At 59.2% G+C, this 23,102-nt stretch carries 34 protein-coding genes and 1 riboswitch; of the genes, 31 read left to right on the top strand and 3 right to left on the bottom strand.

The genetic code is table 11. From position 1 onward, the window contains the following. Positions 1-64 precede the first annotated feature (64 nt). From HX846_RS02305 to HX846_RS02280, 6 genes are read left to right on the top strand one after another with little or no spacing between them, the layout of a single operon-like run. The gene (locus HX846_RS02305; RefSeq protein ID WP_178964892.1) at positions 65-922 is read left to right on the top strand and encodes a replication protein; all 858 of its coding nucleotides are present in this window, start codon (positions 65-67) and stop codon (positions 920-922) included. Then, positions 912-1,718, top strand: a complete 807-nt coding sequence (locus HX846_RS02300) for an ATP-binding protein (RefSeq protein ID WP_178964891.1) — start codon at positions 912-914, stop codon at positions 1,716-1,718. The genes HX846_RS02305 and HX846_RS02300 overlap by 11 nt, the downstream gene beginning before the upstream one ends. Then, positions 1,718-2,188: a hypothetical protein gene (locus tag HX846_RS02295; protein WP_178964890.1), complete on the top strand. Its 471-nt coding sequence runs from the start codon at positions 1,718-1,720 to the stop codon at positions 2,186-2,188. Before HX846_RS02300 ends, HX846_RS02295 begins: the two co-directional genes overlap by 1 nt. Then, the gene (locus tag HX846_RS02290) at positions 2,185-2,775 is read left to right on the top strand and encodes a recombination protein NinG (protein WP_178964889.1); all 591 of its coding nucleotides are present in this window, start codon (positions 2,185-2,187) and stop codon (positions 2,773-2,775) included. Before HX846_RS02295 ends, HX846_RS02290 begins: the two co-directional genes overlap by 4 nt. After that, complete coding sequence (locus tag HX846_RS02285) at positions 2,772-3,038, top strand: hypothetical protein (RefSeq protein WP_178964888.1); 267 nt, start codon at positions 2,772-2,774, stop codon at positions 3,036-3,038. Before HX846_RS02290 ends, HX846_RS02285 begins: the two co-directional genes overlap by 4 nt. After that, entirely contained in the window at positions 3,035-3,580 is a 546-nt protein-coding gene (locus HX846_RS02280; protein WP_178964887.1) for a hypothetical protein, read from the top strand. The genes HX846_RS02285 and HX846_RS02280 overlap by 4 nt, the downstream gene beginning before the upstream one ends. A 476-nt stretch (positions 3,581-4,056) precedes the next feature. Here HX846_RS02280 and HX846_RS02275 read toward each other — a convergent pair whose 3' ends face one another. Further along, the gene (locus HX846_RS02275) at positions 4,057-4,278 is read right to left on the bottom strand and encodes a hypothetical protein (protein WP_152634707.1); all 222 of its coding nucleotides are present in this window, start codon (positions 4,276-4,278) and stop codon (positions 4,057-4,059) included. A 124-nt stretch (positions 4,279-4,402) separates the two neighbouring features. Between HX846_RS02275 and HX846_RS02270 the strand changes: the two genes are divergently transcribed. The 25 genes from HX846_RS02270 (at position 4,403) to HX846_RS39225 (ending at position 22,507) form a co-directional block, all read left to right on the top strand. After that, on the top strand, positions 4,403-4,741 hold the full coding sequence (locus HX846_RS02270; protein WP_003218335.1) for a hypothetical protein: 339 nt from the start codon (positions 4,403-4,405) through the stop codon (positions 4,739-4,741). After that, positions 4,738-5,082 carry a hypothetical protein gene (locus tag HX846_RS02265; RefSeq protein WP_177071700.1) on the top strand — a complete coding sequence of 115 codons (345 nt, stop codon included), beginning with the start codon at positions 4,738-4,740 and terminating at the stop codon, positions 5,080-5,082. The genes HX846_RS02270 and HX846_RS02265 overlap by 4 nt, the downstream gene beginning before the upstream one ends. 208 nt (positions 5,083-5,290) lie before the next feature. After that, a riboswitch (Fluoride riboswitch) is annotated at positions 5,291-5,353 on the top strand. A gap of 69 nt (positions 5,354-5,422) precedes the next feature. After that, positions 5,423-5,800, top strand: coding sequence for a fluoride efflux transporter CrcB (gene crcB / locus HX846_RS02260; protein ID WP_122458431.1), 378 nt, complete (start codon positions 5,423-5,425; stop codon positions 5,798-5,800). A gap of 42 nt (positions 5,801-5,842) precedes the next feature. After that, positions 5,843-6,466 carry a putative metallopeptidase gene (locus HX846_RS02255; protein ID WP_178964886.1) on the top strand — a complete coding sequence of 208 codons (624 nt, stop codon included), beginning with the start codon at positions 5,843-5,845 and terminating at the stop codon, positions 6,464-6,466. 31 nt (positions 6,467-6,497) lie between these two features. After that, entirely contained in the window at positions 6,498-7,013 is a 516-nt protein-coding gene (locus HX846_RS02250) for a DUF2280 domain-containing protein (RefSeq protein ID WP_135196645.1), read from the top strand. Next, positions 7,010-8,347 carry a hypothetical protein gene (locus HX846_RS02245; RefSeq protein ID WP_178964885.1) on the top strand — a complete coding sequence of 446 codons (1,338 nt, stop codon included), beginning with the start codon at positions 7,010-7,012 and terminating at the stop codon, positions 8,345-8,347. Before HX846_RS02250 ends, HX846_RS02245 begins: the two co-directional genes overlap by 4 nt. After that, entirely contained in the window at positions 8,347-9,807 is a 1,461-nt protein-coding gene (locus HX846_RS02240; RefSeq protein WP_178964884.1) for a DUF4055 domain-containing protein, read from the top strand. Before HX846_RS02245 ends, HX846_RS02240 begins: the two co-directional genes overlap by 1 nt. Then, positions 9,725-10,837 (top strand): minor capsid protein, encoded by a 1,113-nt coding sequence (locus tag HX846_RS02235; protein WP_178964883.1) that lies wholly within the window; start codon positions 9,725-9,727, stop codon positions 10,835-10,837. The genes HX846_RS02240 and HX846_RS02235 overlap by 83 nt, the downstream gene beginning before the upstream one ends. Positions 10,838-10,845: 8 nt before the next feature. After that, entirely contained in the window at positions 10,846-11,328 is a 483-nt protein-coding gene (locus HX846_RS02230; RefSeq protein WP_178964882.1) for a DnaT-like ssDNA-binding protein, read from the top strand. 62 nt (positions 11,329-11,390) lie between these two features. After that, positions 11,391-11,999: a hypothetical protein gene (locus HX846_RS02225; protein ID WP_178964881.1), complete on the top strand. Its 609-nt coding sequence runs from the start codon at positions 11,391-11,393 to the stop codon at positions 11,997-11,999. Between the two features lie 77 nt (positions 12,000-12,076). After that, entirely contained in the window at positions 12,077-12,814 is a 738-nt protein-coding gene (locus tag HX846_RS02220; RefSeq protein ID WP_178964912.1) for a hypothetical protein, read from the top strand. 3 nt (positions 12,815-12,817) lie between these two features. Further along, positions 12,818-13,795 (top strand): major capsid protein, encoded by a 978-nt coding sequence (locus HX846_RS02215; RefSeq protein WP_003218352.1) that lies wholly within the window; start codon positions 12,818-12,820, stop codon positions 13,793-13,795. A gap of 55 nt (positions 13,796-13,850) precedes the next feature. Further along, positions 13,851-14,156, top strand: a complete 306-nt coding sequence (locus HX846_RS02210; protein ID WP_177040423.1) for a HeH/LEM domain-containing protein — start codon at positions 13,851-13,853, stop codon at positions 14,154-14,156. A gap of 10 nt (positions 14,157-14,166) precedes the next feature. Then, positions 14,167-14,544 (top strand): hypothetical protein, encoded by a 378-nt coding sequence (locus tag HX846_RS02205; RefSeq protein ID WP_178964880.1) that lies wholly within the window; start codon positions 14,167-14,169, stop codon positions 14,542-14,544. Between the two features lie 2 nt (positions 14,545-14,546). Continuing rightward, a complete protein-coding gene (locus tag HX846_RS02200) occupies positions 14,547-14,939 on the top strand; it encodes a hypothetical protein (RefSeq protein ID WP_178964879.1) in 393 nt (130 codons plus the stop codon). Between the two features lies 1 nt (position 14,940). After that, the gene (locus HX846_RS02195; RefSeq protein ID WP_178964878.1) at positions 14,941-15,525 is read left to right on the top strand and encodes a hypothetical protein; all 585 of its coding nucleotides are present in this window, start codon (positions 14,941-14,943) and stop codon (positions 15,523-15,525) included. Continuing rightward, positions 15,522-15,941 (top strand): phage tail terminator-like protein, encoded by a 420-nt coding sequence (locus HX846_RS02190; protein ID WP_178964877.1) that lies wholly within the window; start codon positions 15,522-15,524, stop codon positions 15,939-15,941. The genes HX846_RS02195 and HX846_RS02190 overlap by 4 nt, the downstream gene beginning before the upstream one ends. Before the next feature lie 68 nt (positions 15,942-16,009). Continuing rightward, positions 16,010-16,681: a phage tail protein gene (locus tag HX846_RS02185; protein ID WP_178964876.1), complete on the top strand. Its 672-nt coding sequence runs from the start codon at positions 16,010-16,012 to the stop codon at positions 16,679-16,681. A 2-nt stretch (positions 16,682-16,683) separates the two neighbouring features. Further along, positions 16,684-17,064, top strand: coding sequence for a phage tail assembly chaperone (locus tag HX846_RS02180; RefSeq protein ID WP_178964875.1), 381 nt, complete (start codon positions 16,684-16,686; stop codon positions 17,062-17,064). Further along, positions 16,989-17,384 (top strand): DUF1799 domain-containing protein, encoded by a 396-nt coding sequence (locus tag HX846_RS02175; RefSeq protein ID WP_372241961.1) that lies wholly within the window; start codon positions 16,989-16,991, stop codon positions 17,382-17,384. Before HX846_RS02180 ends, HX846_RS02175 begins: the two co-directional genes overlap by 76 nt. Before the next feature lie 27 nt (positions 17,385-17,411). After that, positions 17,412-20,444, top strand: coding sequence for a phage tail tape measure protein (locus tag HX846_RS02170; protein WP_178964874.1), 3,033 nt, complete (start codon positions 17,412-17,414; stop codon positions 20,442-20,444). Between the two features lie 3 nt (positions 20,445-20,447). Beyond that, positions 20,448-20,786 carry a phage tail protein gene (locus tag HX846_RS02165; protein WP_178964873.1) on the top strand — a complete coding sequence of 113 codons (339 nt, stop codon included), beginning with the start codon at positions 20,448-20,450 and terminating at the stop codon, positions 20,784-20,786. An 11-nt stretch (positions 20,787-20,797) separates the two neighbouring features. After that, positions 20,798-21,550, top strand: coding sequence for a phage minor tail protein L (locus tag HX846_RS02160; protein ID WP_178964872.1), 753 nt, complete (start codon positions 20,798-20,800; stop codon positions 21,548-21,550). A 2-nt stretch (positions 21,551-21,552) separates the two neighbouring features. Beyond that, positions 21,553-22,317: a C40 family peptidase gene (locus HX846_RS02155; protein ID WP_178964871.1), complete on the top strand. Its 765-nt coding sequence runs from the start codon at positions 21,553-21,555 to the stop codon at positions 22,315-22,317. Between the two features lie 25 nt (positions 22,318-22,342). Beyond that, positions 22,343-22,507: a hypothetical protein gene (locus HX846_RS39225; protein WP_218645373.1), complete on the top strand. Its 165-nt coding sequence runs from the start codon at positions 22,343-22,345 to the stop codon at positions 22,505-22,507. Here the strand turns inward: HX846_RS39225 and HX846_RS02150 are convergent. Together HX846_RS02150 and HX846_RS02145 are read right to left on the bottom strand one after the other, a co-directional pair. Beyond that, on the bottom strand, positions 22,488-22,727 hold the full coding sequence (locus HX846_RS02150; RefSeq protein WP_178964870.1) for a hypothetical protein: 240 nt from the start codon (positions 22,725-22,727) through the stop codon (positions 22,488-22,490). The two genes, HX846_RS39225 and HX846_RS02150, sit on opposite strands and share 20 nt — an antisense overlap. Positions 22,728-22,816: 89 nt before the next feature. Then, positions 22,817-23,071, bottom strand: coding sequence for a hypothetical protein (locus HX846_RS02145; RefSeq protein ID WP_178964869.1), 255 nt, complete (start codon positions 23,069-23,071; stop codon positions 22,817-22,819). Positions 23,072-23,102: the final 31 nt, after the last annotated feature.

Below are 23,102 nucleotides of genomic sequence, written 5' to 3'. Positions count from 1 at the left end.
TTTCAGACACAAAAAAGCCGACGTACGAGGTCGGCTTCTTCAACAGCTTTATGCGAGAGAAATCATGCCAAACATTGTTGCGTTACACAACCCTCGGGGATTCACCCGTATGGACAATAGCCTTATGGAGGCATTGGCTACGGTTGACCTGCCAGCGCGTGAGCTGCGCGTGCTCATGGCCATTGCACGCCAGACCATCGGCTATCAACTGGAAACCAAACGCCTGACTGCCGACGATATCGGCAAACAGACCAACTTGCGCCGTGACGTCACGTCGAAGGCGATCAGCCACCTCCTTGAGCGCCGGATCATTTTTCGCGTTGGTGGGAGCCGTGGGGATATCGGCATCGCGCCTGTCCGCGAGTGGTCTTTCTTCGAAGAAAAACAACCGAGTCTCACTGAGACCAAAACGTCTCACTCAGACAATATCGTCTCACTGAGACCGCCTGCGAGTGAGACCAAAACTGCTCACTCCTTTCTTTATACAAAGAAAGAACCCCTATTAACTCTTTCTACGAAAGAGATTAATCCGCCCCAAGAGCCGGCCGAACCTCCGAAGCCTGATCGCAAGACTCCGTTCGGCATGGCGCAGTTGTTGGCCGACAACCCTCACAACGTCCCTGAGCAACTGCTGGCCGACTGGCTGACACAGCGCAAAGCCAAGCGCGCCGCAGTGACCGCCACCGTCTGGGCGACCGTGAACACCGAACTGGCCAAGTGCGCCGAGGCCGGGATCACCGCAGACGATGCAATCACCGAAGCGCTGAATTCCGGTTGGCAGGGTTTCAAGGCTTCCTGGGTGATCAAGCGTCTCGCTGAATCCGCACCGGTGCCGGCCCCTCAGTCTCGTCACACCGGTTTTGCTGACCGCAACTACACCGATGGCCTGATTCAGCGTGAGGACGGTTCCTATGCGATCTGAGCCCGTCCAGCAAAGCCCAGAACTCCCGCCGGGCACCCGCATCCAGCCCGCCGAATGCGAGACCCACGGGCACTACGACCAGAAGATTTTTCCGGTGCTGGGCAAGGAGCTGAAAAGCGGTTGCCCTGAGTGCGGTCGGATCATCCGCGAGAAGGCCGAAGCTGCAGAACTGGCCAACAGGGCGATGGAGCTCCGCATGGCCATGGAGCGCAAGCTCGGTGCCGCGCTGATTCCCAAGCGCTTCGCCAGCAAGACTCTGGATGGCTACGTCGCCACCACCACCGAGCAACGCAAGGCGCTGAACACCTGCCGCCGGTATGCCGCTGAGTTCGCGCAGATCGCCGAGACGGGCCGCTGCCTGTTGTTGCTGGGCAAGCCCGGTACCGGCAAGACGCACCTGTCCGTGGCTATCGCCAACGAGATCATGGCCAAGTCCAGCGCGACCGCGGTGTATCGCACCATCGGCGCCGTACTGCAGGCCATCCGCGCGACCTACGACCAATCCAGCGACCAAAGCGAAAGCCAGATCCTGTCGAGCCTGATCAGCCCCTCGCTGCTCATCTTGGATGAGATCGGCGTCAGCAAGGAGAAGCCAAGTGACTTCGAGCTGACCACGCTGTTCGCAATCATCAACGGCCGCTACGAGCAGATGCGCCCCACGGTGATCGTTTCCAACCTTGACGCAAAGACGTTGCCGGACGCACTAGGCGAGCGCTGCATTGATCGGTTGCGAGAGGGTGGGGTGATCGTCATTCCATTTGAGTGGGAATCGCAGCGCGGCAAGGAGGGTTTCTGATGTCCGACAAAATCTCAGTCAACTGCCAGGCCAAGCTCTCCGAAGTCATCACGAAAATCAGCGCCATGTACAAAGACAAAAAGTATGTCGTCGTGACCCTGCGTGAGGGCAAGGACCGAACGCTGGATCAAAACCGGTTGTGGTTCGGGATGTACAAGCGCATCGCCGAGATGACCCAGATCGGCGACGCGGCCGACGCTCGCCGTTACTGCAAGCTGCACTTCGGCGTACAGATCCTGCTAAACGAGGATGCCGGGTTCCAGGCAGAGTGGTATCGCGTCATGCGCCATCTGCCCTACGAAACAAAGCTGGCCATGATGGGCGAGTGCCATTTGTTCGGCCCTGACGGCTTCCCGGTGACCAGCCTGTTCAACCGTGCCCAGGGCATAAATTACACCGATCGCATTGCCGCCTATTTCACAGGCCAAGGTGTGGTTTTCACTGATCTACTCAGCAAGGAGGCTGCATGATCGCCAAGCAACCCAAACCGAAGAAGTGCAAGAACCCGGCATGCGGCATCAGCTTCCCGCCGCAGCGACTGGGGCAGGCCGTATGCAGCCCGAAGTGCGGCCTGGCCATCAAGGAAGTTAATCAGGCGAAGGCGCGCAAGTCGCTGGCCCAGGTTGAGCGCCGCGAGATCAAGGTCCGTAAGGAGAAGCTGAAGAGCCGCGGCGAACACGTGCGTGAGGCTCAGCAGGCGTTCAACGAGTACGTCCGCACCCGGGACCAGGCCGCCGGCCACCTCTGTATCTCCAGCGGCAAGCCGTTGGACTGGAGCGGCAACGCAGTCGATGCCGGTCACTACCGCAGCGTTGGCTCCGCGCCGCACCTGCGTTTCGATGAACGTAACTGCCACGCCCAGAGTAAGCAGGACAACCGGTTTCTCTCGGGCAATGCCGTGGATTACCGGATCGGCCTGATCGCACGCATCGGCCAGGAGGCCGTCGACGCCCTGGAAGCAGACCAGAGCGTGCGCAAGTACTCCGTCGAGCAGATCAAGGGCATCAAGGCCTACTACCGGGCGAAGACAAGAGAGCTGAAGAGGGCTGCAGCATGACGCAAGTTGCGCAAATGACCGGTGGCGCAAGTCGGCCTTCGAAGGGCTGGCTTAAGCCGATGTTCCCAATCACGGGGAAGGCTCACTACTTCAACCAGGAGAAAGAGTTTTCTGCGATCACGAATCAGGGCAGGGCGTATTTCTGGCGTTCGCTGTGCAGCATCGACACTGTAAGCACGGACAAGATGCCGATGTTCGAGCCGGGCAACTGGGACCGATGCAAAAAGTGTGAACAGAAACTGGCTCGGAGGGCCGCCGCATGACCTATCGCAACGTTGTTTCAGCAGTAGTTCGAGCCCTCGCGGCCGAGACCATCAGTTCCGCCGGCGGCTGCGACTTTGAGCCGAAGGTGCAGTGCGACAAGCAGAAGGGAGAGATCGTCGGCAAGGAGGCGGCATTTCTCCAAGACTGCTGGGTGTTCGGCCGGCTGCACAAGGCGTTGACGCCGGCGCACTGGCGGGCGCTCGTGGCGAAGTACTCGACGCACCAAGAGCGCAAACACGGCGCCATTTTGGAATTGCTCAATTCGGTGAAGACGCCGGCGCCGAAACGCTTCCGGGAATGTGCCGTGCTGACCTGGGCCATTCCGCAGGTTGCTGGTACCGAGGGCAAGCGCTCCGCCGCAGTCCTGCCGGCTGCCTGGTACGACATCACCAACTGGGATAACGACGGGAAGCCGGAATCAACTCGGTACCGGTGGCGCTCAGGGATCCGCAAGACGCTGGATGACCAGGTGAACGAGGCGCTGACAGCCGCTCAGGAACTGCTCGATGCAGAGGGGTTAATCGAAAGTTGCGCTGCGTAGCAAAAAGCCATTGCACTGAGTGAGAAAGTGAGAGATTATTTACCCATCCTGTCGATCTTGCGCGTTAGGGATTGATAATTAAGCCCGGCCAAAGAGTCGGGCTTTTTTGTATGTGCTTGAAGGGACTCTGGTCATGGAAGTTTCTGCACAAAGCATCGCCGCCGAACTCATGGGGCAGGTCGAGAGGCGCCTACCGCCGCGTCCTCTACTGGGAGGTGGATTTCATCATTTTGTTATCCGAGCGTCGGTAACCGTTGAGGCAAGCTCTACGATGTCGTCCGAAGCCTTCGAAATTTTTCTGTGCAAACTTGCAGACGAGTGTGATGAGTGGTCAGTCGAAATCAGTGGCAACCTAGACGATTTGGAGATCACTTTCTCTAGGTGAGTCCATGAGTAATTGAGCTCCGATTTCAAGAACGAATCTAAGCGAAAAGCCCGGAAATGCGATCCGGGCTTTTTTTGTCCCTCATTTAGCTTTAAGCATTGTCGCGGCCATCGCCGGAAGGTTCGCCCGTTTTGCTAGGCCAATTTCGATGGCAATCAATCACGGACACGTCTTCTCCATGCGCGTGCATGCGCCGCAGGTAAGACACTGGTCGTACGTCGCTTGATTCAAAAGGAGACCAGGTGCAAACAGCATGGTCTCCATGCTCTTTTATCGATTCGTTGAGTAGATTGATCAATTCGCTGGCTTTCATAGGATTCCTTGCCTTATTGGGTCTGGATTGTTCGCTCCGCGTACCTCCCTCGACAATAGCACTCAACTAACAGCCCGCCACTGCGCGGGCTTTTTTCTTTTTCATGCCCCACGGAGTCGAGCGCATGGAGTATCTACAGCGCCTGCTCGACAAGATCGACAGGTTCGAATTACTGATTGCGGGCCTTGTTGGTGCCGTGATCGCCAGCTGGTGGCACAAGGACGACTTGAACGACTGGCGTGCCTGGATGATCTTCCTCATCACTGGCATGGCCTGCTCGATCTACCTGACGAGCATGGTCAGTACCTACCTGGGCGTTACTGAGCCGAAGATCGTCGCCGGCATCGGCTTCCTGCTGGGTGCCTTCGGCGGTTCGCTCCTAGCAGCCATCAATCGAGCCATTAAATCCGCTGACCTCTGGGCGCTTATCCGCCAGCGGTTCGGGGGAGGCAATCCACCATGAATCTTGAACTGATCAACTCCATCGCCTGCGGCCTTATCGCGCTGTGGGCGGCCTGGTGCGTACTGAGCGGGAAGGTGAGGGACGGCATTCTCGGCAAGCTGATCTACTCGGCCATCGCCATCAGCGGTTTTGTCGTTATGGCTCGCAGCCAGAATATCTTCTTCGGGCCGACCAGTGCCGGCCTGACGCTGCATGTAGCTTTGGCTTTGGCCGGTGCCCGACACATTTTTATGGTCACGTATTGGCAACGGGTGAAGGTCTGGCTGTGCCGGACGTTGAACTGCGAACACTGCCTGCACTGTGACAAAGCGCCTGGTGGTGTCGAGCGGCGGGGCAAGTAGTTCGCGCCACGTTTTCTAATGCGCCAAATCGTGGCGCGGCAGTGGAGCGGGGTATGACCGCCGGCAACATACCTTCGTCGATCCTGAGCGAGCCAGTGGTGCAGAGGATCATCGAGGAGCGGCTTCAGCGGGTGACTGCGTGACGACTAAGCAGCCAACTGGAAGACAAATATTGGCAGTATTGAGCCTTAATGCCGGTTGTCATATGATTCATTCAGGAGATGGCATTCCTCCTCATAACCGCCTTTTGGCTGATGATGCCTACGCAAACCCTATGGAGGGTGCGTAGGCTGTCGCCTGTCTTTCCATAGGGATTCTCAGATCTCTTTGGAAGTCTCGAATGTACAAGTCTCTCTTCGCGGTAATCATTGGTGGCAGCTTCGGCTGTGTGCTTCGGTGGGCGCTTGCCTTGAAATTCAATGGTGCGTTTCCAAATATGCCGCTGGGTACGCTCCTCGTTAACCTGATTGGCGGGCTCATCATAGGGTGTGCCATGGCGTTTTTTATCAAAATGCCAGATCTCGATCCTGCGTGGCGATTGCTAGTGACCACGGGCTTCTGTGGCGGGCTGACTACTTTTTCAACGTTCTCCGCTGAGATCGTATTCATGCTGCAAGAAGGTAGATTCGGCTGGGCTGCTGCTACGGTGCTCACACATGTTGTGGGGTCGCTATTGATGACTTTCATCGGCTTCGGACTAGTGGCGGCGCTGGATTAAGCCCTGAAGCCGACAGGCCTGGAAGTCAGCAAGGAGCATCAGATGGAAAGGCCATACCCGCCCAAGTCACTGCTTGAGCTGGCCGAGTTTTCCGGCTTCGGTATCCGACTGACCCCGGCGCCTGAAGTGTGGGATTGGCTCCAGGCCGAGATCCTCGCCGATACCGGAAGCATCCATAACGAAGACCATGCCCACCTGCTGGATGCAGACATCCGGATCATGTGGGCCTCGTCGAGCTTCGAGAAGCAGGGAAGGACAGTCCTGGGGCAGGCCGAACAGGTAGCGTTCCGTGCCGGCGGTTGGCAGAAAGCCCGGATGGAACAACAGATGCGTGATTGGTTCGGCGACGTGCCGGCCTTCATCATCACCCTGGCGGCCGACTACTGCGCCCAGTGCAGCGACCTTGAGTTCTGCGCGCTCCTGGAACACGAGCTGTATCACCTGGCTCATGCGACCGATAAGTACGGTCAACCAGCATTCACCCAAGACGGTGCACCGAAGATCAAGCTGCAGGGCCACGACGTCGAGGAGTTCGTCGGTGTTGTCCGCCGCTACGGTGCAAGCCCTGACGTTCAAGCGTTGGTGGATGCTGCAAACAGTCCTGCCGAGGTGGGGAAATTGAACATTGCGAGGGCCTGCGGAACCTGTCTGCTCAAGTTGGCCTGATGTAAGACAGGCGTGAGACGGAATCTAACTTATGGCAGCCCTGAAAAATGAGGTGAAGAGCTTCATCGTTCAGGCTTTGGCGTGTTTCGACACACCGAGCCAGGTCTCACAAGCGGTGAAGCAAGAATTTGATATTGATGTGACCCGTCAGCAGGTAGAGCAGCACGACCCAACGAAGAGAGCTGGGTCTCACCTGGCAGCCAAATGGCAGACCTTGTTCAATGACACCCGGAAGCGCTTCCGCGAGCAAACCGCAGAGATACCCATCGCGAACCGTGCGTATCGGCTGCGAGCCTTGGGCCGCATGGCCGAAAAGGCAGAGACAATGAAGAACATGGCTCTTGCCACTCAGATCATTGAGCAAGCAGCCAAGGAAACCGGGGACGTATACGTCAATCGACGCGTTGAGCCTGACAAGTCGCTGGATGAAGAAATCAAACGGCTTGAGATCGAGAAGCGTAAGGCCGAGCTCAAGCTGATAGAGAAGGGCGGCGGCAACTCCAACGCCCAGCTGCTGGCCGATTTGATCGCGAGGCTGCCGTCATGATCGCGAACACTGGCAACCTGATGCTGGATCGTCAGCTGTCTCGTTGGTACCCGCTCAAGGATCACCCGGTGCAGCTCGCCTTGGTGGCCGCTGTGTCTGAAGGCATTCGCTTCCCGCTGGTGCCTGCTGGTCGTCGTAGCGGCAAGACTGAGCGTTTCAAGCGCTTCGTGGTGAAGCAGGCATCGGCGTACACTGGCATGTACTTCGCCGCCGCACCAACGCACGCCCAGGCCAAGAAGATCTTTTGGGATGACCTCAAGGCCTTCACGCTGTGCTGCATGCACAGTCGCCGGCCGTCCGAGTCGGACCTGATCATCTACCTGGACAACGGTAGCGAGATTCACGTCATCGGCCTGGACAAGCCGCAGCGGATTGAGGGTATCCCGTGGACCGGCGGCGGCATTGATGAGTTTGCTGACATTAAGCCGGACGCCTGGGAGGCAAACATTCTCCCGGCGCTGAACACCGTCAACCCAACCATGCCGGATTACCGGGCCTGGTGCTGGTTGCTCGGCGTACCTGACGGCTTGAACCACTACTACGATCTGTGCATGCAGGCGGAGTCGGGCAATGACCCAAACTTCCGCGTGTTCCATTGGAAATCGGCCGAGATTCTGCCGGCTGACGTAATGGACGCAATGAAGCGGGCCATGTCGGCCAAGCAGTTCAAGCAGGAATTTGAAGCATCGTTCGAAACGGCGTCTGGCCGGATCTACGAGGACTACAGCAAGGCGAACACCACGGATGCATCCATTGAGCCGCATGAGCAACTGATGTGGATGCACGACCAGAACTTCACCCCTCTGTCATCCGCGATCGGTGTCCGGCGCAACCACGGCAAGGACCTCTATCTGCTGGATGAAATCGTGCTGATCAGTGCGGTCTCGAAGCAGTCAGCCGCTGAGTTCGTGGACAAATTCAAGGACCACAAGAACAAGCACGTCCTGATCTACGGCGACCCGGCGGGCAAGGCTGGTGAGAAGCACGGTCACGCGTCTGACTACACCGACATCGAGGGCGTGCTGAAGGCCAATGGCTGGACGTACACCCGCAAGGTCAAGCCGGCGCACCCATCCATCAAGGACCGGCAGAACGCCGTACGGGCGAAGATCCTGACCGCGTCAGGCGAAACAAGCCTTTTCATCAACCCGGTTACCGCGCCCTGGTGCCACAAGGGCTTGAGTACGGTTCAGCTTCAAATGGGTTCGACCTTCCAGGAAGACCAGAAAAACGACTACCAGCACATCACCACGGCGATTGGCTATTGCATCGACGTTGAGTGGCCGTGCATCAAACGCACAGGCGGAACACGCCGAATTGGAGGCTTGGCCTGATGCCAGTGCAATCGACAAACCCCGGCTACGACGCGCATATCGCTGAGTGGGAGATGATGGACGACGCGCTCGAGGGTGAGTGCGCCGTAAAGCGCAACGAGCGCAACCTGCCCAAGCCGAGTGGCATGGTCGAGGCCGAGAAGATCGACGCCACCGGCAACAAGTACCTCTACGAGAACTACACCGATCGGGCTCAGTACGAGCACTGGGTGCGCGATTCGCTGCGCTCGATGATGGGCCTGGTTTCACGGCTTATCCCAGAGATCGAACTGCCCTCCGGCCTGAAGGGATTGGAGGACGACGCCACGGCGGATGGCTTCGGCCTGAAGCAGTTGTTCTTCCGCATGGTGCGCCAGGCTATCTCGCACGGCCGGGTGCCAATGGTGGTGAACATCGATGACCGTGGCGAGCCGTATTTCTCGACCTATGCGACGCGCAACGCGATCAACTGGGACACCGCTGATCAAGGCGGCCGGCAGGACCTGGTCCTTTCGGTGTTCCGCGAGTTTCGCAAGAAGGGCGGCGATCGCTACAGTCATGACTGCGACACGGTCTTCCGTGAGTTCTTCATGCAAGGCAACGTCTGCTACACGTCGGTGCGGAATGAAGGCGGTGAGCTGGTCGAGGACGAAAAGCCGCTGGGCACAACAGGAACTGACAACCGTCTGGTTAAAGGCCTGCCGTACTTGCCGGTGATCTACTGCGGCTCGACCGATAATTCGCCGGACGTCGACGAGGTACCGCTGCTGACCATGGCGCGGGCCGCGCTGAAGTCCTACCAGTTGAGCGCTGACTACTTCACCTCGCTGCACCAGACCAGCCACCCGCAGCCGTGGGTCTCTGGTTTGGATGAGGCGGTGGAGTTGAGCGTCACCGGGCCATCGGCGGCTTGGGATCTTGGGCCTAGCGGGTCCTGTGGCTACCTGGAGTTCCAAGGCGCCGGCATCGAAGCCGTGCGCAAAGCCATGGATGACCAGAAGAACGCCGCGCTTGAGGCAGGCGCCAAGGTCATGGACGTGGCCGGCACCGAGTCGGGCGAGGCGCGTAAAACACGCCAGAACGACCAGCACGCGACACTGCACAGCATCGTTATCACGGTGGCCGAGGCGGTGGAGCAGGGCCTGCGATACGCCGCCGAGTGGAAGGGCTACGACCCCAAGCAGGTCAAGTTCAAGGTTAACCCTGAGTTCGTGACCCCGGTGGTCGACGCCCAGGTGCTCGCCGAACTGCTCAAGGGCGTGATGGCCGGCACGCTCAGCGCCGACACCTACTGGCAGTACCTCACCACCGGCAAGCTGCCGGACCGCCCATACGACGAAGAGGCCGACCTGATCAGCGATGAGCGCGAGTCGGCCGGCATCAACCTGGACTACGACGATGCCAACGACAAGCCTGGCGCAGGCGGACAGCCAACTGCTGGAGCAGACGACCCGCCACTCGGTAATGCTGGAGCGGCTTAAGGCTGGCGAGGTCAAGAAGTTCGAGAAGTACCTGCGCCAGATCGACAAGCTGGTGCGGGATCAACTCACCCGCAAGGAACTGACCACCTACAGCCGGGACCGCCTTGAGCAGTTCCTGGCCCGGGTGGACGGTAAGCTGCTGGAGATCTACAAAGCCTACGGCGACCTGGTGCAGGCTGATCTGGTCGATATCGCGCTGTACGAGTCGACCTTCGAGGCTAAAAGCCTTAGCAATGCACTATCCATCGACGCGGTGGTTCCTACCAACACGGTGATACGTGCGGCGGTATTCTCCTATCCGCTTCAGGTTAAGGGCATCGACGGCGGCAAGCTGCTGAAGAGCTTCGTCAGCGGCTGGACGCGGACCGAGACGATGCGCGTAACGAACACCATCCGGCTCGGCTTCGGCCAGGGCCAGACCAATGCGCAGATCATCCAGGCGATTCGCGGCACCGCGGCGCAAAACTTCACGGACGGCGTCCTGGCGGTGAGCAACCGCAATGCTGCCGCCGTGGTGCAGACGGCAATCCAGCACGTAGCCACCACGGCACGAATGGAGACGCTGAAGGCCAACAGCGAAGTGGTGCTGGGCTATCGCTGGGTGTCGACGCTCGATCGCAAGACCTCGCAGCAGTGCAAGGGCCTGGATGGGATGCGCTTCGACCTGGGCAAAGGTCCGCTGCCACCGGCGCACATCAACTGCCGATCAACTACGGTGCCGACCACCAGGCTTTCGGAGATGTTCGCGAAGGACGCCACGCGCGCCTCGGTGGGCGATAACGGCGGGGCCCAGGTCGACGCAGGTCTGAATTATTACGAGTGGCTAGCAACGCAACCGGCGAGCTTCCAGGATCATGCGCTCGGGCCGGTCCGGGGCAAGTTGTTCCGCGATGGCGGGCTGACGCCGGAGAAGTTCGCCAAGTTGCAGCTCGACAAATCGTTCAAGCCGCTGACGCTGGCGCAGTTGAAGGAAGCAGAGCCTGACATGTTCACCCGAGCAGGCGTTACACTCGGCGTTCAACCAGATTGAGATGGCGCATGCAGATCATCGTTGAGGACGGGAAGGGCAGGCCAGACGCGAATAGCTTCGTGCCGCTGGAGAAGCTGACCTTCTACCGCGACTACTACGGGTTCCGGATACCTGAAGCTGAGGCTGATCAGGTCGAGCTGCTGTTGCGCGCTGCGGCCGACATCAACAGTCGCGAGTGGAAGGGGCGCAAGGCCAATCCTGACCAGGCAATGGCCTGGCCGCGGCGTGATTGCAAGATCGAATACCAGACGCTATCCGAGACGTTCGTGCCCTTTGAGCTTGAGTGGGGGCAGGTACGGCTGGCCGTCGAGCTATACGCCGTAGAACAGGGCTTCCAGATCGAGGAGCCAACGCATTGCACTGAGCCCAATGGCCGGCGCACGCGGCTCAACCGAGATACGCCTGGCCTGCGAATGCGGCCGCCGCCGTACGCGCCAAGCAGGACACAGTTCGCTGATTACTTGGTGATGCGAGGATTACGATTGGTGTAGTGGCTAAGTGATGGCGTTAATTCCGGTGGGCTGATATAACGCTCCTTTGGAAAGGAGCTTTTATGAACATTACGTTTATCTTAATCGCTGTAATTGTCTGCTTTGTTTCTGCTGTCTCAGGTTTAACAGCAGGAATCAATATGAACCCTAGCTCAACTGTGAAATATGTTTGGGATTGGGGAGTGGCCGGAAGTTGGGTCTCTGGTATCGGTGCTCTAATTGCGGTCTTATCTACGATTTACCTACACAGGCGCAGTGAGTCACAGCAAGTAGCGTTTCGAAAAGATAAGATAGAAATTAGGCAGGGGTCCTCCAGTTCATACGTGCTAATTTGTTTTACATCTCATTCGCACTACACCTCCAAAGTTAGAGGGGTATGGCTAACGGACGCTAAAGGGACATCCATCTCCCTGTTTGGACATGATTTAACAGGCACCGAAGCTAAACTTCCAATAACGCTAGATTACAAAGGTGATTTTCAGCTCGAGTGGCATGTTGGTCAAATGCGGCCTTTGCTCATGGCGATAAATACTCTCCAATGTGAAAGCATTGATGACTTGAAGGTTGAAGTAAACACTACTATCGAATCTTTTGTAGTTTCGCTGGACCCAAAAATTATCGAAATATTTAGAAAGGTCTCAAGTTTCGAGAATATACGAATAGAAAAATGATCCGTCTTAAACAACCCGGCTTCGCCGGGTTTTTTTATGCCTGCAAAGCGGGCCGACCAAACCAAGGGGTGCACCAAGTGGCAGACGAAAACCAGATTGATCTTGAAGACCCGGCAGTTCAGACCGCCATTGCTGCAGCTGTAGAGGCGGCGACCCTGGGCCTCAAGAACAAAAACACCGAGCTGCTTGGCTCGCTCCGGACCACCAAAACCGAGCTGGACGGCTTCAAGTCTCAGTTTGAGGGCCTGGACATCGCCGCCGTGAAAGGGCTGCTGACCAAGGTTGGCCAGGATGAAGAGACCAAGCTGATTGCCGAGGGCAAGCTGGACGAGGTCATCACCCGCCGTACCGAGCGCCTGCGCACGGACTATGACACCAAGCTGGCCGCCGAGAAGGCTCGCGCCGACAAGGCTGAGGCCTTTGCGGACAAGTACAGCGACAAGGTGCTGGCCGATTCCATCCGCGCTGCTGCCATCAAGGCCGGCGCGCTCCCTGAGGCTGCTGAGGACATCATCCTGCGCGCCCGGGGCACTTTCAAACTCAGTGAAGACGGTGAGGCGATTGCCACCGACCGTGACGGCGAGGTCGTTTACGGGAAGGACGGGAAGACCCCGCTGTCGCCGCTCGAATGGGCGGAATCTCTGCGTGAAACAGCAACACACCTGTGGCCAAGGGCTCAGGGTGCCGGGCAGACCGGCGACAACGGTGGCAAGGCCACGAAAAAGTGGGGTGAGTACACGGAAACCGAGCGCGCTGCGATCGCCCGTGACAACCCTGAGCTCTTCAAGAAAATCCAGGCCACCAAAGGAACCTAATCCATGGCAACTACCCAACTGACCGACATCTTCGTCGGCGACTACTACGCCTCTCTGGCACCGGTTAACAGCCCGGAAAAGACCGCTGTGTACGAGTCGGGCATTGTGACTCGCTCGCCAGTGCTGGATGCGATCGCTTCCGGCAGCCAGGGCACCGCCGAGATCAGCTACTGGCAGGATCTCAATGCTGATGAAGCCCCGAATATCAGCAATGATGACCCGAACGACCAGGGCGAAGTCGGCAAGGTCACCCAGGACAGCATGCGTGCCCGCGTCTTGTACCTCAACAAAGGTTACGGCGTCACCGACCTGACTGCTGAGCTGGCGAACACTGAACCTCAGCAGCAGATCCGCAACCGCTTCGGTACCTACTGGACTCGCCAGTGGCAGCGTTACACCCTGGGCGCGGCTCGCGGCATCATCGCCTCGAACATCGCGAACAACGGCGGTGACATGGTCATCGACGCTGGCGCGACCATCAGTGCGAACGCCTTCCAGGATGCCGCGTTTACCGCCGGCGACGCAGCCGACCAGTTCGGCGCGATCGGCGTGCACTCGGTGGTGATGAATCAGATGGTCAAGCAGGACCTCATCGAGTACCTGCGTGACTCCGACGGCAAGATCATCCTGGCCACCTACCTCGGCAAGCCAGTCTTCATGGACGACGCGCTGGTTTACGGTGCGGGCAAGTACCTGTCCGTGTTCTTCGGCCAAGGCGCTTTCGGTTACGGCGAGGGCACGCCGAAGGTGCCGGTAGAGCTGGAGCGTAAGCCGGGTGGCGGTAACGGTGGTGGTGCCGAAGTGTTGTGGGAGCGGAAGACTTACATCCTCCAGCCCGCCGGCTTCAGCTGGAAGGGCTCCGAGGCTCAGAACCTTAGCCCGACCGCGACTCAGTACGCCGCCGCTGCGAACTGGCAGCGTGTGTTCAGCCGCAAGCAGGTCCCGTTCGCCGCTGTGATCAGCGGTACCACCACGCCGTAATCCGGCCCACACAGCCTGGCGCCCTTATGGCGCCTGGATGCTTTTGAGGTGACTCATGAAAGTGATCTACACGGACAAGCCGGGCAAAGAGCGCGGCGTGTGCTACCGCCTGCTGAGCGAATTCTTCGGTGTAATCGGTTCCGCCACTGAGGTGGTCGTCGATGGCGTTGCGCCGGATATCTTCGATGCTTACCAGGCCGCCGGCATCGAGGTTTCCGACGGCAAGGAGCAGGAAGCACCTGAAACCGACCCTCTCAAAATGAAGGTCCCCGAGCTGAAAGAGTGGCTGACCGCGAAGGGCATTACCTTCGACGCGACCGCCAAGAAAGAAGACCTGCAGGCCCTGGTGCCAGCGGAATAAGGACAAGCACATGACCGACTTCATCACCGTTGCCGATGTTGATGCCTCGCTGGGTCCTGACTGGGCCGGCACCGGTGATCCGGTCCTTGCTGTGGCCATGGCCAACGCCTGGCTCACGGCCAAGATTAAGCGGGCGGTTCCCGATCCGGTCCCGGCCGAGATCAAAACAGCCGGCGCCCAGGTCGCCAAAGAGGCGGCGGCGGGCAAGCTGTACACGGCAACGCAGAAGGAAGTGCAGAGCAAGACGGTCTCGGCTCAGTCCGGCACATCGGTAAGCAAGACCTATGTGGCAGGCTCCACCGATCAGTCGGCCGGTGTCAACTTCGCCTTGGCGCTGCTGGAGCCTTGGATCAAGCGCTACGGCGTGATGATGCTGAAAAGGATCTGATCATGGGTATGCGCGAAGAAATTCAGGCCGATCTGGCCGAGGCGTTCGACGATCCCGATGGCCTGGCCGATGCAGTCAAGCCGGTGGCAGGCGTGCGCAAGGTCGCTGGCGAGTATGACCCCGATCTGGGCGGCGAAACGCCGGAGACCACGGTGACGTACATAGGGCGCGGCGTTCTTGGCAGCTACTTGTCCAAGGAAATCGACGGCTCTCTGATCCAGACGACCGACAAGAAGCTGCTGGTGCTGCAAAACGAGCTGTTCGTATCGGAGGCTGGCGTTCCGACGGCGGTACCGGCTGCCCCGGCTATTGGCGATATCGTCAACGGGTTGCGGGTGATGAACGTGTCTGCGGATCCTGCTGACGCGACGTGGACGGCGCAACTGAGGAAATGATATGGCGACCCAATCCGGCAGCTTCGCTCTGAGCCTGGCCGAGTTCGCCGCCCAGACGGGTGAAGCCATCGATGCTAGCGTGCGTGAAATCATCATCGAGGTCGGAAGCAGCCTGATCCGCATGTCTCCCGTGGGTAACCCGGAGATCTGGGCGCAGAACGCAGTGGCCACCCAGTACAACAAGGCCGTCGACGATCACAACAGCGCGCTGCGTAGTGACCCGGCCAACCTCACGAAGGGCGGCAGGCTCAAGAAGGGCCGCAAGCTCAACGACGGCATGGACATCAAGGCGCCTGAGGGCTACGTCGGCGGCCGGTTCCGCGCGAACTGGCACATCTCGCTCGGCATGGTCGAGAGCGTCACGTTCGATGAGGTTGACCCGAGCGGCACCGAGACAGTGGCTGCTCTGGTCGCTGCGATGAGCGATTTCACCGCCGGCCAGATGGCCTACATCATCAACAACTTGCCCTATGCGATTCCGCTGGAGTTCGGCCATTCCACTCAGGCCCCCGGCGGCATGGTCCGGGTAACTGTGGCTCGCTTCCAGCAGATCGTGCTGGAGGCCATCAGGAACAACCAGGTATGAGTCACGCAATTATCGCCTCGATCTACGAGGCCAAGCTGATCGCCTGGAATGCTGCCAGGTCGGAGAAGCTGAAGATCGTCTTCGAGAACACGGCCTACACGCCGGCGGCGGGCGAGACCTACTTGCGAGCCTTCACTATCCCGGGCGACACCGCGAGCAACACGCTCGGCGGGGATCACCGGCTGTTCACCGGGGTCTTCCAGGTGAGCATCATCGCGCCGGCGGGTACCGGCAAGACCAAGATGAATCCGATTGTGGCTGAGTTGACCGGCCTGTTCCCGCTGTATGTGCGCGACACGAAGAACGGCTTCGTCGTCACGCCCATGACGCCGGTAGATCAGGGGCCAGGCATTACTGGCGACTCCACCTACACCGTCCCGCTGTCGTTCTCATACCGGTCCGACACCACACCATAACCCGCCCGTTGGGCAAATCCTGAACCCGCCATGTGCGGGTTTTGTCATTTCTGCAAAGAGGAAAACCCATGTCTGTTTACTTCCCCAACGGGGCAACACTGGCTATCTCGACTGGCTTCGCCGCTGCGAAGGTGATCGCCAGCATTACCAATGCCAACCCAGGCGTCGCCACATCCCTTGCCAACGGCTTTGCCAATGGCGACATTCTGCTGATTACTTCCGGCTGGGAAGACATCAACGAGCGGGCTGTGCGTGTCTCTGCCGCCGCTGCGGGTGCCTTCACTCTGGAAGGTATCGACACCTCGAACACTTCGTTCTTTCCGGATGGCATCAGCGCCGGCACTGCCAAAAAGGTCACCGGCTGGGTTGCGGTGAACCAGGTGATCGGCAACTCGATGTCCGGCGGTGAGCAGCAGTACTGGACCTACGCACCGCTCGAGGCGCGCCGAGACAAGCAGATCCCAACTACCAAGAACGCCCAGGCTTTCTCGTTCCAGCTCGCAGACGACGACAGCCTGGCCTGGTACGACGAACTCGACAAGGCCGACCGCGAGAAGGAAGTGCGGATCCTGCGGATGTCGCTGCCGAACGGAAAAACGATCTACTACGCCGGCTATCCGTCCTTCAACAAGAGCCCGACCCTGGTGCGCAACGAAGGTGCCGCCGTTGCTTTCGGCTTCACCATCAACGCTGAAATCACAGCGTATCGCGCCCCAGTTGCGGCCGGCGGCGGGAACTGATCATGGCAAAGTTCAAAATTGCCCAGGCCCCAACATTCAAGGGGCCGGTAATGATCCCCATCGTTGGCCAGGCGCCTGTGAAGGTTGAATTCACCTTCAAGTACCGCGATCGTGTTGATCTTGCCACCCTTTTTGACGAGTGGAACCAGCGCCGCAAAGAGGGTTTTGAGCGCCTTGGCGACAACCCCTCTCTGTCGGATGTGGTGACTGTCGATACCGAGCAACAGGCACAGCAGATCAAGGATCTGGTTGTCGGCTGGGAGTTCGACGACAAGTTCGACGAGGAAAGCATCAAGGCGCTGGTGAAATCCTGCCAAGGCACCACCGAGGCTGTTGTCGCGGCCTACGAGGATGCGTACGCCAAAGCCCGATCGGGAAACTGATACGCGTCGCACGCGCTCTTTACGAGTCTGCGCCAGATGCCGAAAAGCTTGCGGCATACGGCCTGGAACTCTCGGACCTCGACGAAACATTCGAAGTCTGGCCCTGCAACTGGCCGGCGTTTTACCTGTTCAACAGGATGTCGACTCAGTGGCGGGCGGGCGCCGGCGGCGCGATCGGTCTCGACTACACCTGCATCCGCGACGTGGCCGGGCTCCTCGGCATCAAGAAAAAGAAACTCGCTGAAATCTTCCCTGACCTTCAGGTGCTGGAAGGCGAAGCCCTGCGCGTTATGGCGGAGGAAAGGGAAAACAGCCCGTAACCACGGGCACTTATTCAAGGTGAGTCGATGAACATTGCAGAACTCGGCGTCAAGATCGACTCGGCCGATGCAATCCAGGCAAAAACGAGCCTAGATGAGATGGCGAAGGCCGGCGGCCGGGCCGAGCAATCCGCTGCCAGCCTGATGAATGAAATGCAGGCACTGGAGAAATCACTTTCCTCCAGCGCTAAGACCACGCAGGACCTGGCAAAGCAGCGGGACGCGCTCGCCAAGCTGACCAAGACCGGTGCCTATGGCGAGGCCGAGGCGGCGAAGATCTCGGCGCAGCTCGATAAGCAGCAGATCGCCCTGGCCAAGTCTGCGATGGACGAGCAGAAGGCCTTGAACAGCCTGCTGGGGGCGATTGACCCGGCTCGCGGCGCTCTGGCCAAGCTTGACACACAGGTCGAGCAACTGGGCAAACAGCTGGACGCCGGCCGCATCAGCCAGGATCAGTACAACACCGCCCTGAGCAAGATCGACAAGGACTACGCCAAGCTCGAAAAGACCACCACTGGCTTCGACAAGCTGCGCCTCGGCACCCGCCAGGCGCAGGAAAACGTCGTGCAGTTGGGCAATGCGCTTTCCTCGGGCGACTGGGGGAGTGGTGTGCGTGCGGTTGCGCAACTGGGCGCCGGGGCTGGGGCAGGCGCTGCTGGGCTGCTTGCCATTCTGGGGCCGCTGGCCCTGGCCACCGCAGCCGTGGGCGGCCTGGCAGTTGCCTACTACAAGGGCAGCGAAGAGCAGGACAAATACAACAAGTCGCTGATCCTCACCGGCAACTACGCGGGAGTGAGCGCTGGCCAACTGGGGGATATGGCGCGCCAGGTGAGCGCAACGGTCGGTACCACCGGTCAAGCCGCCGCCGTGCTGGCGCTGCTGGCTGACAACGGAAAGATCGCCGGCGATAGCTTCACCGGCATCACCCAGGCCGCCGTGTCGATGCAGGAAGCCACCGGCAAGGCCGTGAGCGAGACGGTCGCCGAATTCTCCAAGCTTGCAGACGACCCGTTAAAGGCCTCTGCTGCGCTGAACGAGCAGTACCACTATCTGACTGCCTCGGTTTACTCGCAGATTGCCGCACTGGAGCAGCAGGGCGATCACGCCGGCGCTGTGAAGCTGGCTACCGATTCGTACGCCGATGCAATCAACGAGCGCACCCCCAAGATTCTGGAAAACCTGAGCTTCTGGGAGCGGGCGTATAACGCAGTTGCCAAGGCGGCAGATGGACTGAAAAACGCCGGACGTCGGGACATTAATTCGGACATTGAGGACGCGAAGGCCGGATTGCTCGAAGCCCAGAATATGGATGGGTTGTTTCAAAATCAAAAGTCAAAGGATGCCCTGATCGAGTTCCGGCAGAACCGCCTGAACATGCTTGAGGACGAAAAGGCGGCCCAGGCCGATATCGCTAAGTGGGAAGGCGAGCAGGCGAAGGCGCAGGGCGATGCTGTTTCGTCGATGGCCAAGATCGATGCCCTGACCAAGTCGTCGTGGACGAACGAGCAAAAGCGCACTGAGGCGATCAAGGAATATAGGCGGCAACTCGACGATATCCGCAAGGTTGACCCGAAGGACTCGCGGCTCGATCAGTCGGCGATCGACAAGAATATTTCCAATATCAACGATAAGTTCAAGGACCCGAAAACAGCCGGCACTCAGGTTGACCTGACGGGCTTCAATGATGCCAAGAACAACCTTGCAGCGATCGTTGATGAGTACAAAAACACCCAGAAGCGACTGGACGCCGCGGAGAAGGCCGGGCTCATTTCTCAGGCCGATTACGCGCTGAAGCGTGAAGCCCTGATCGGCAACCAGCGCGACGAGGTGACCGCAGCCTATGAGGCCGAGATTGCCGCGCTGGAGGCCGTCAAAGGTAAGAAGGCGACAACGGCCGCGCAAAGCATCCAGCTGGACCAGAAGATCGCTGACGCGCGCGCAGGGATGGTCAAGGCGCAGAAAGAGGCTGACAACCAGCTTGAGGTGTTGGCCACCAACGAGACCGGACGCCTAGCGAAGCAGGAGCGGGCGATCACCACCTACGTGCAGGCCCTGGCTCAGCAACAGCGAGTCCTGGAACTTGCCGGCCAACGCGCAGTACTTGGCGTGGGCCAGGGGGACCGCCAGAACGCACTCAACGGCGAACTGAACAGCCAGCAAGACCGGTTTGCTCAGCAGTCGCTGGAGTTGGCCAACCAGAAATCCGACCCGTCGCGCAATATGTCGGAGGAGGAGTTCAAGCGAAAATCGCAGGCGCTCGCGGATGCGAACAAAGCTGCAACTGACCAGATCCGGCAGAACTACGCGGATGTGGAGAACGCCCAGGGCGACTGGACGAAGGGCGCGACGTCGGCCTGGGCCAACTACCTGGATTCGGCGAAGAACATTGCCGGGCAGACCAAAACCCTGTTCGGCAATGCCTTCAGTTCCATGGAAGATGCGGTGGTTAATTTCGCGCTGACTGGGAAGCTGTCGTTTGCTGACTTTGCCAAATCGATCCTTGCGGACATGGCGCGGATTGCCACTCGACAAGCGAGCTCACAGCTGCTCAGCAGCTTGTTTGGCGCAGGTCTGAGCTATTTTGGCGGCAGTGGCTCTGGCGGGGCAAGTCAGGCCGGGTACACCGGTACCGACCTTTCTAACTTCACTCCAGGCAGCATTCAGGCCAAGGGTGGCGCCTGGTCGGGCGGTGTGCAGATGTTCGCCGAAGGCGGTGCCTTCACCAACACAATCGTCAGCAAACCAACTGCGTTCGCCATGGCCGGGGGCAAGACCGGGGTCATGGGCGAGGCGGGCGAAGAGGCAATCATGCCGCTCACTCGCACAGCCAACGGCAAGTTGGGTGTTTCTGCGGTTGGAGGCGGCGGTGGCGGGGTAAACCTCAGCCTCAGCATGCCGATCATCCTGACGGACCAGGAGGCCGGCCGCCCGGACGGCGCCGAGTTTGACGCCGAACTGTTCCAGCGCAACATGGAGACGCGCACCCGGCAAATCGCAACAGAAGAGATCGCCAAGTCTTGGCGTCAAGGCGGCGTGAGCAGCCGAAACGTAAAAGGATGATTTATGGCAATCGAGCGATTTACCTGGGCTACTGAGAAGGGCGTCGAGGGTGACATCAAGCAGCGCGTGCGCACCAAGCAGTTTGCCGACGGTTACGCGCAGTCGACCGAGGATGGGATCAACAACAAATCCCAGGCTTGGCCGGTCACCTTCACCGGCATGAAGGGCCGGATCAAGGACATCATGGACTTCATCGACCGGCACAAGGGGGCGAAAGGTTTCCTCTGGGAGCCGCCCCTGGGAGATCTGGGCCTCTACAAGTGCAACGGCTACAAGCCAGTGCACCGCGGCGGCCAGGTCTACGCGATCACCGCGACCTTTGAACAAACCTTTCACCCCTGAGATAACAACCCATGGCACTGATCACGGACATCCAGAAACTGGAGCCCGGCGCCGAAATTCGCCTGTTCGAAATTGACGGGACCGAATACGGTGCGGATTACCTGCGCTTCCACGGTCACGCCATCCCGCACACGCCTGAGGAGCTGCTGGCCTATGAGCATTCGGAGGAGGACCTGCCGGCCAAGTCGATTTGGTGGCAGGGCGCCGAGTACGCGGCCTGGCCGGTGCAGATCGAGGGTATCGGCTCCAATAGCGATGGCACGGCCACCAGGCCGACGTTCGCCGCCGGCAACATCAATGGGCGCGTCACTGCGCTGTGCCTGGCCTTCGAGGACATGCTGAAGTTCAAGCTGACTGTTCGCGAGACCCTGGCCCAGTACCTGGACGCGGCCAACTTTCCCGAAGGCAACCCAACGGCCGATCCGACACAGGAAGGGCTGGAGATCTGGTACATCGACCAGAAAACCAGCGAGGACGGCGAGGCAGTGGTCTGGGAGCTGTCGTCCCCGGGCGAGATCGATAACCACGGACTGCCCGGGCGCCAGATGACCACCTTCTGCCACTGGGCCATGACTAACGGCTATCGCGGGCCAGACTGCGGCTACACCGGTGCAGCCATGTTCGACGATGAGGACAATCCCACGGATGACCCAGCCAAGGACCAGTGCAAGGGGGGCTTGTCGTCCTGCAAGTTGCGCTTCGGCGAGAACAACGAACTTTCCTTCGGCGGGTTCCCCGCCGTCTCCCTGATTGCCCGGAGCTGACCATGCGCAAGCACATCATCGCAGCCATCCAGGCGCACGCGGCGGCCGAGTACCCGAAAGAGTGCTGCGGCCTGCTGCTCGCTGTAGGGCGGGCGCAGAAGTACTACCCGTGCCGGAACATCGCCACGGAGCCGAACGAAGAGTTTCGACTTGATCCTGAGGACTACGCTGCGGCGGAAGACATTGGTGAGGTGATCGGTATCGTCCATTCGCACCCTGACGCCACCAGCCGGCCGTCACCGCACGACCTGGCCATGTGCGAGGCCACGCCGCTGCCCTGGCACATTCTGTCGTGGCCCGAGGGGGATTTGCGGACGATCACGCCGACGGGCAGCACGCCGCTGCTCAAGCGCCCGTTTGTACACGGCGCCTGGGACTGCTGGCAGGTTTGCGCTGATTGGTATCAGCGGGAATGGGGTCTTGAATTCGAAGCCTTCCAGCGCACTGATGGCTGGTGGGAGAGCGCGGAGAACGCCAGCCTGTACGAACAGCACTACGAGGCCGCCGGGTTTGTTCGAGTCGACCGGCCGCAGCGTGGGGATCTGATTGTCATGCATGTGGGCCGGACGGTTCACCCGAATCACGCTGGGGTCTACTTGGGCACCGATCCGTCGTTACCTGGTGAAGAGTCGGGCACCTTCGGCCCAGGACCGTTCCTGCTGCACCACCTGTACGGCAGGCCGTCCGAAATCATCGTTTTCGGCGGCCCGTGGCATGACAGAACGCGCCTGATCCTCAGGAATAAAGATTCAAAACAACCATCATGATGCGGCATAGCTGCGGGAGTGCACTATGAGAAAGGTTTTCGTTGCAGTAGAAGGCGAAAAGGCGGCGGCTGTGAGCGCCAAGATCGAGCAAGGCCCGGCGGACCGCTGGCGCATCACCATGAAGAGGTGTGAGCGCAGCGGTAAGCTTTATGCGGCTGGGTTTGGTGTGATCAGTTCACAGCAACGATAAAGTTGTCGATGTAGCTGTCGTATAGATCTTTATCGATACCGCTGTAGTCCAGTGCTTTAAGGCTACGCAGGTCCTGAATGAGCGCGTCGGTTATGCCTGGGTTCCCCTGGGTAATCCTACGACTAACAGCCGACAAGGCATTTTGGTTGAAAGTAATTAGGGTCTTCAGTACTAGTTCCAAATCGTTGATTCGTTGTTCTGCAGTGCGAGCTTCACTCATGTCACGTTCCTTGCGTTATCCGCGCCGATATTGGCGCAACCTCGGTCCTTAGGCTTGCGGGCGAAGGACCGAGCCTCCGATTGCTTCGCCTATGATTTCCAGCTTATGAAGATGTCCCGCTTGGCTTCGTCGAACTCGACTGCGTAATGCTCTTCAAGTTTTTCGAGCACGACGTCTTTGAATTCGATATCGGACTCAGCCAGGCGGTAAGATGCCTCTAAATGTCCGTTATCAGCCTGCCCCTTAATTTCACTGTTTATTGAATTCAGGAGCTCTCTTAGCTCGGCATTCTTTTTCCCGGCCTCTGCGCGTTCGCGCAAGTCTTCAGCAGATTCAAAAGTCATTTTTCGGCTCCGTGAGTTTCATCCATAAATG

Source organism: Pseudomonas sp. K5002, assembly GCF_013386655.1.
Classification (GTDB): Bacteria; Pseudomonadota; Gammaproteobacteria; order Pseudomonadales; family Pseudomonadaceae; genus Aquipseudomonas.
This window is presented reverse-complemented; position numbering and strand designations above follow the sequence as displayed.

Coding starts and splice junctions, on each gene's coding strand:
- HX846_RS02305 (WP_178964892.1), top strand. CDS start 65: ATGCCAAACATTGTTGCGTTACACAACCCTCGGGGATTCACCCGTATG.
- HX846_RS02300 (WP_178964891.1), top strand. CDS start 912: ATGCGATCTGAGCCCGTCCAGCAAAGCCCAGAACTCCCGCCGGGCACC.
- HX846_RS02295 (WP_178964890.1), top strand. CDS start 1,718: ATGTCCGACAAAATCTCAGTCAACTGCCAGGCCAAGCTCTCCGAAGTC.
- HX846_RS02290 (WP_178964889.1), top strand. CDS start 2,185: ATGATCGCCAAGCAACCCAAACCGAAGAAGTGCAAGAACCCGGCATGC.
- HX846_RS02285 (WP_178964888.1), top strand. CDS start 2,772: ATGACGCAAGTTGCGCAAATGACCGGTGGCGCAAGTCGGCCTTCGAAG.
- HX846_RS02280 (WP_178964887.1), top strand. CDS start 3,035: ATGACCTATCGCAACGTTGTTTCAGCAGTAGTTCGAGCCCTCGCGGCC.
- HX846_RS02275 (WP_152634707.1), bottom strand. CDS start 4,278: ATGAAAGCCAGCGAATTGATCAATCTACTCAACGAATCGATAAAAGAG.
- HX846_RS02270 (WP_003218335.1), top strand. CDS start 4,403: ATGGAGTATCTACAGCGCCTGCTCGACAAGATCGACAGGTTCGAATTA.
- HX846_RS02265 (WP_177071700.1), top strand. CDS start 4,738: ATGAATCTTGAACTGATCAACTCCATCGCCTGCGGCCTTATCGCGCTG.
- crcB (WP_122458431.1), top strand. CDS start 5,423: ATGTACAAGTCTCTCTTCGCGGTAATCATTGGTGGCAGCTTCGGCTGT.
- HX846_RS02255 (WP_178964886.1), top strand. CDS start 5,843: ATGGAAAGGCCATACCCGCCCAAGTCACTGCTTGAGCTGGCCGAGTTT.
- HX846_RS02250 (WP_135196645.1), top strand. CDS start 6,498: ATGGCAGCCCTGAAAAATGAGGTGAAGAGCTTCATCGTTCAGGCTTTG.
- HX846_RS02245 (WP_178964885.1), top strand. CDS start 7,010: ATGATCGCGAACACTGGCAACCTGATGCTGGATCGTCAGCTGTCTCGT.
- HX846_RS02240 (WP_178964884.1), top strand. CDS start 8,347: ATGCCAGTGCAATCGACAAACCCCGGCTACGACGCGCATATCGCTGAG.
- HX846_RS02235 (WP_178964883.1), top strand. CDS start 9,725: ATGCCAACGACAAGCCTGGCGCAGGCGGACAGCCAACTGCTGGAGCAG.
- HX846_RS02230 (WP_178964882.1), top strand. CDS start 10,846: ATGCAGATCATCGTTGAGGACGGGAAGGGCAGGCCAGACGCGAATAGC.
- HX846_RS02225 (WP_178964881.1), top strand. CDS start 11,391: ATGAACATTACGTTTATCTTAATCGCTGTAATTGTCTGCTTTGTTTCT.
- HX846_RS02215 (WP_003218352.1), top strand. CDS start 12,818: ATGGCAACTACCCAACTGACCGACATCTTCGTCGGCGACTACTACGCC.
- HX846_RS02210 (WP_177040423.1), top strand. CDS start 13,851: ATGAAAGTGATCTACACGGACAAGCCGGGCAAAGAGCGCGGCGTGTGC.
- HX846_RS02205 (WP_178964880.1), top strand. CDS start 14,167: ATGACCGACTTCATCACCGTTGCCGATGTTGATGCCTCGCTGGGTCCT.
- HX846_RS02200 (WP_178964879.1), top strand. CDS start 14,547: ATGGGTATGCGCGAAGAAATTCAGGCCGATCTGGCCGAGGCGTTCGAC.
- HX846_RS02195 (WP_178964878.1), top strand. CDS start 14,941: ATGGCGACCCAATCCGGCAGCTTCGCTCTGAGCCTGGCCGAGTTCGCC.
- HX846_RS02190 (WP_178964877.1), top strand. CDS start 15,522: ATGAGTCACGCAATTATCGCCTCGATCTACGAGGCCAAGCTGATCGCC.
- HX846_RS02185 (WP_178964876.1), top strand. CDS start 16,010: ATGTCTGTTTACTTCCCCAACGGGGCAACACTGGCTATCTCGACTGGC.
- HX846_RS02180 (WP_178964875.1), top strand. CDS start 16,684: ATGGCAAAGTTCAAAATTGCCCAGGCCCCAACATTCAAGGGGCCGGTA.
- HX846_RS02170 (WP_178964874.1), top strand. CDS start 17,412: ATGAACATTGCAGAACTCGGCGTCAAGATCGACTCGGCCGATGCAATC.
- HX846_RS02165 (WP_178964873.1), top strand. CDS start 20,448: ATGGCAATCGAGCGATTTACCTGGGCTACTGAGAAGGGCGTCGAGGGT.
- HX846_RS02160 (WP_178964872.1), top strand. CDS start 20,798: ATGGCACTGATCACGGACATCCAGAAACTGGAGCCCGGCGCCGAAATT.
- HX846_RS02155 (WP_178964871.1), top strand. CDS start 21,553: ATGCGCAAGCACATCATCGCAGCCATCCAGGCGCACGCGGCGGCCGAG.
- HX846_RS39225 (WP_218645373.1), top strand. CDS start 22,343: ATGAGAAAGGTTTTCGTTGCAGTAGAAGGCGAAAAGGCGGCGGCTGTG.
- HX846_RS02150 (WP_178964870.1), bottom strand. CDS start 22,727: ATGAGTGAAGCTCGCACTGCAGAACAACGAATCAACGATTTGGAACTA.
- HX846_RS02145 (WP_178964869.1), bottom strand. CDS start 23,071: ATGACTTTTGAATCTGCTGAAGACTTGCGCGAACGCGCAGAGGCCGGG.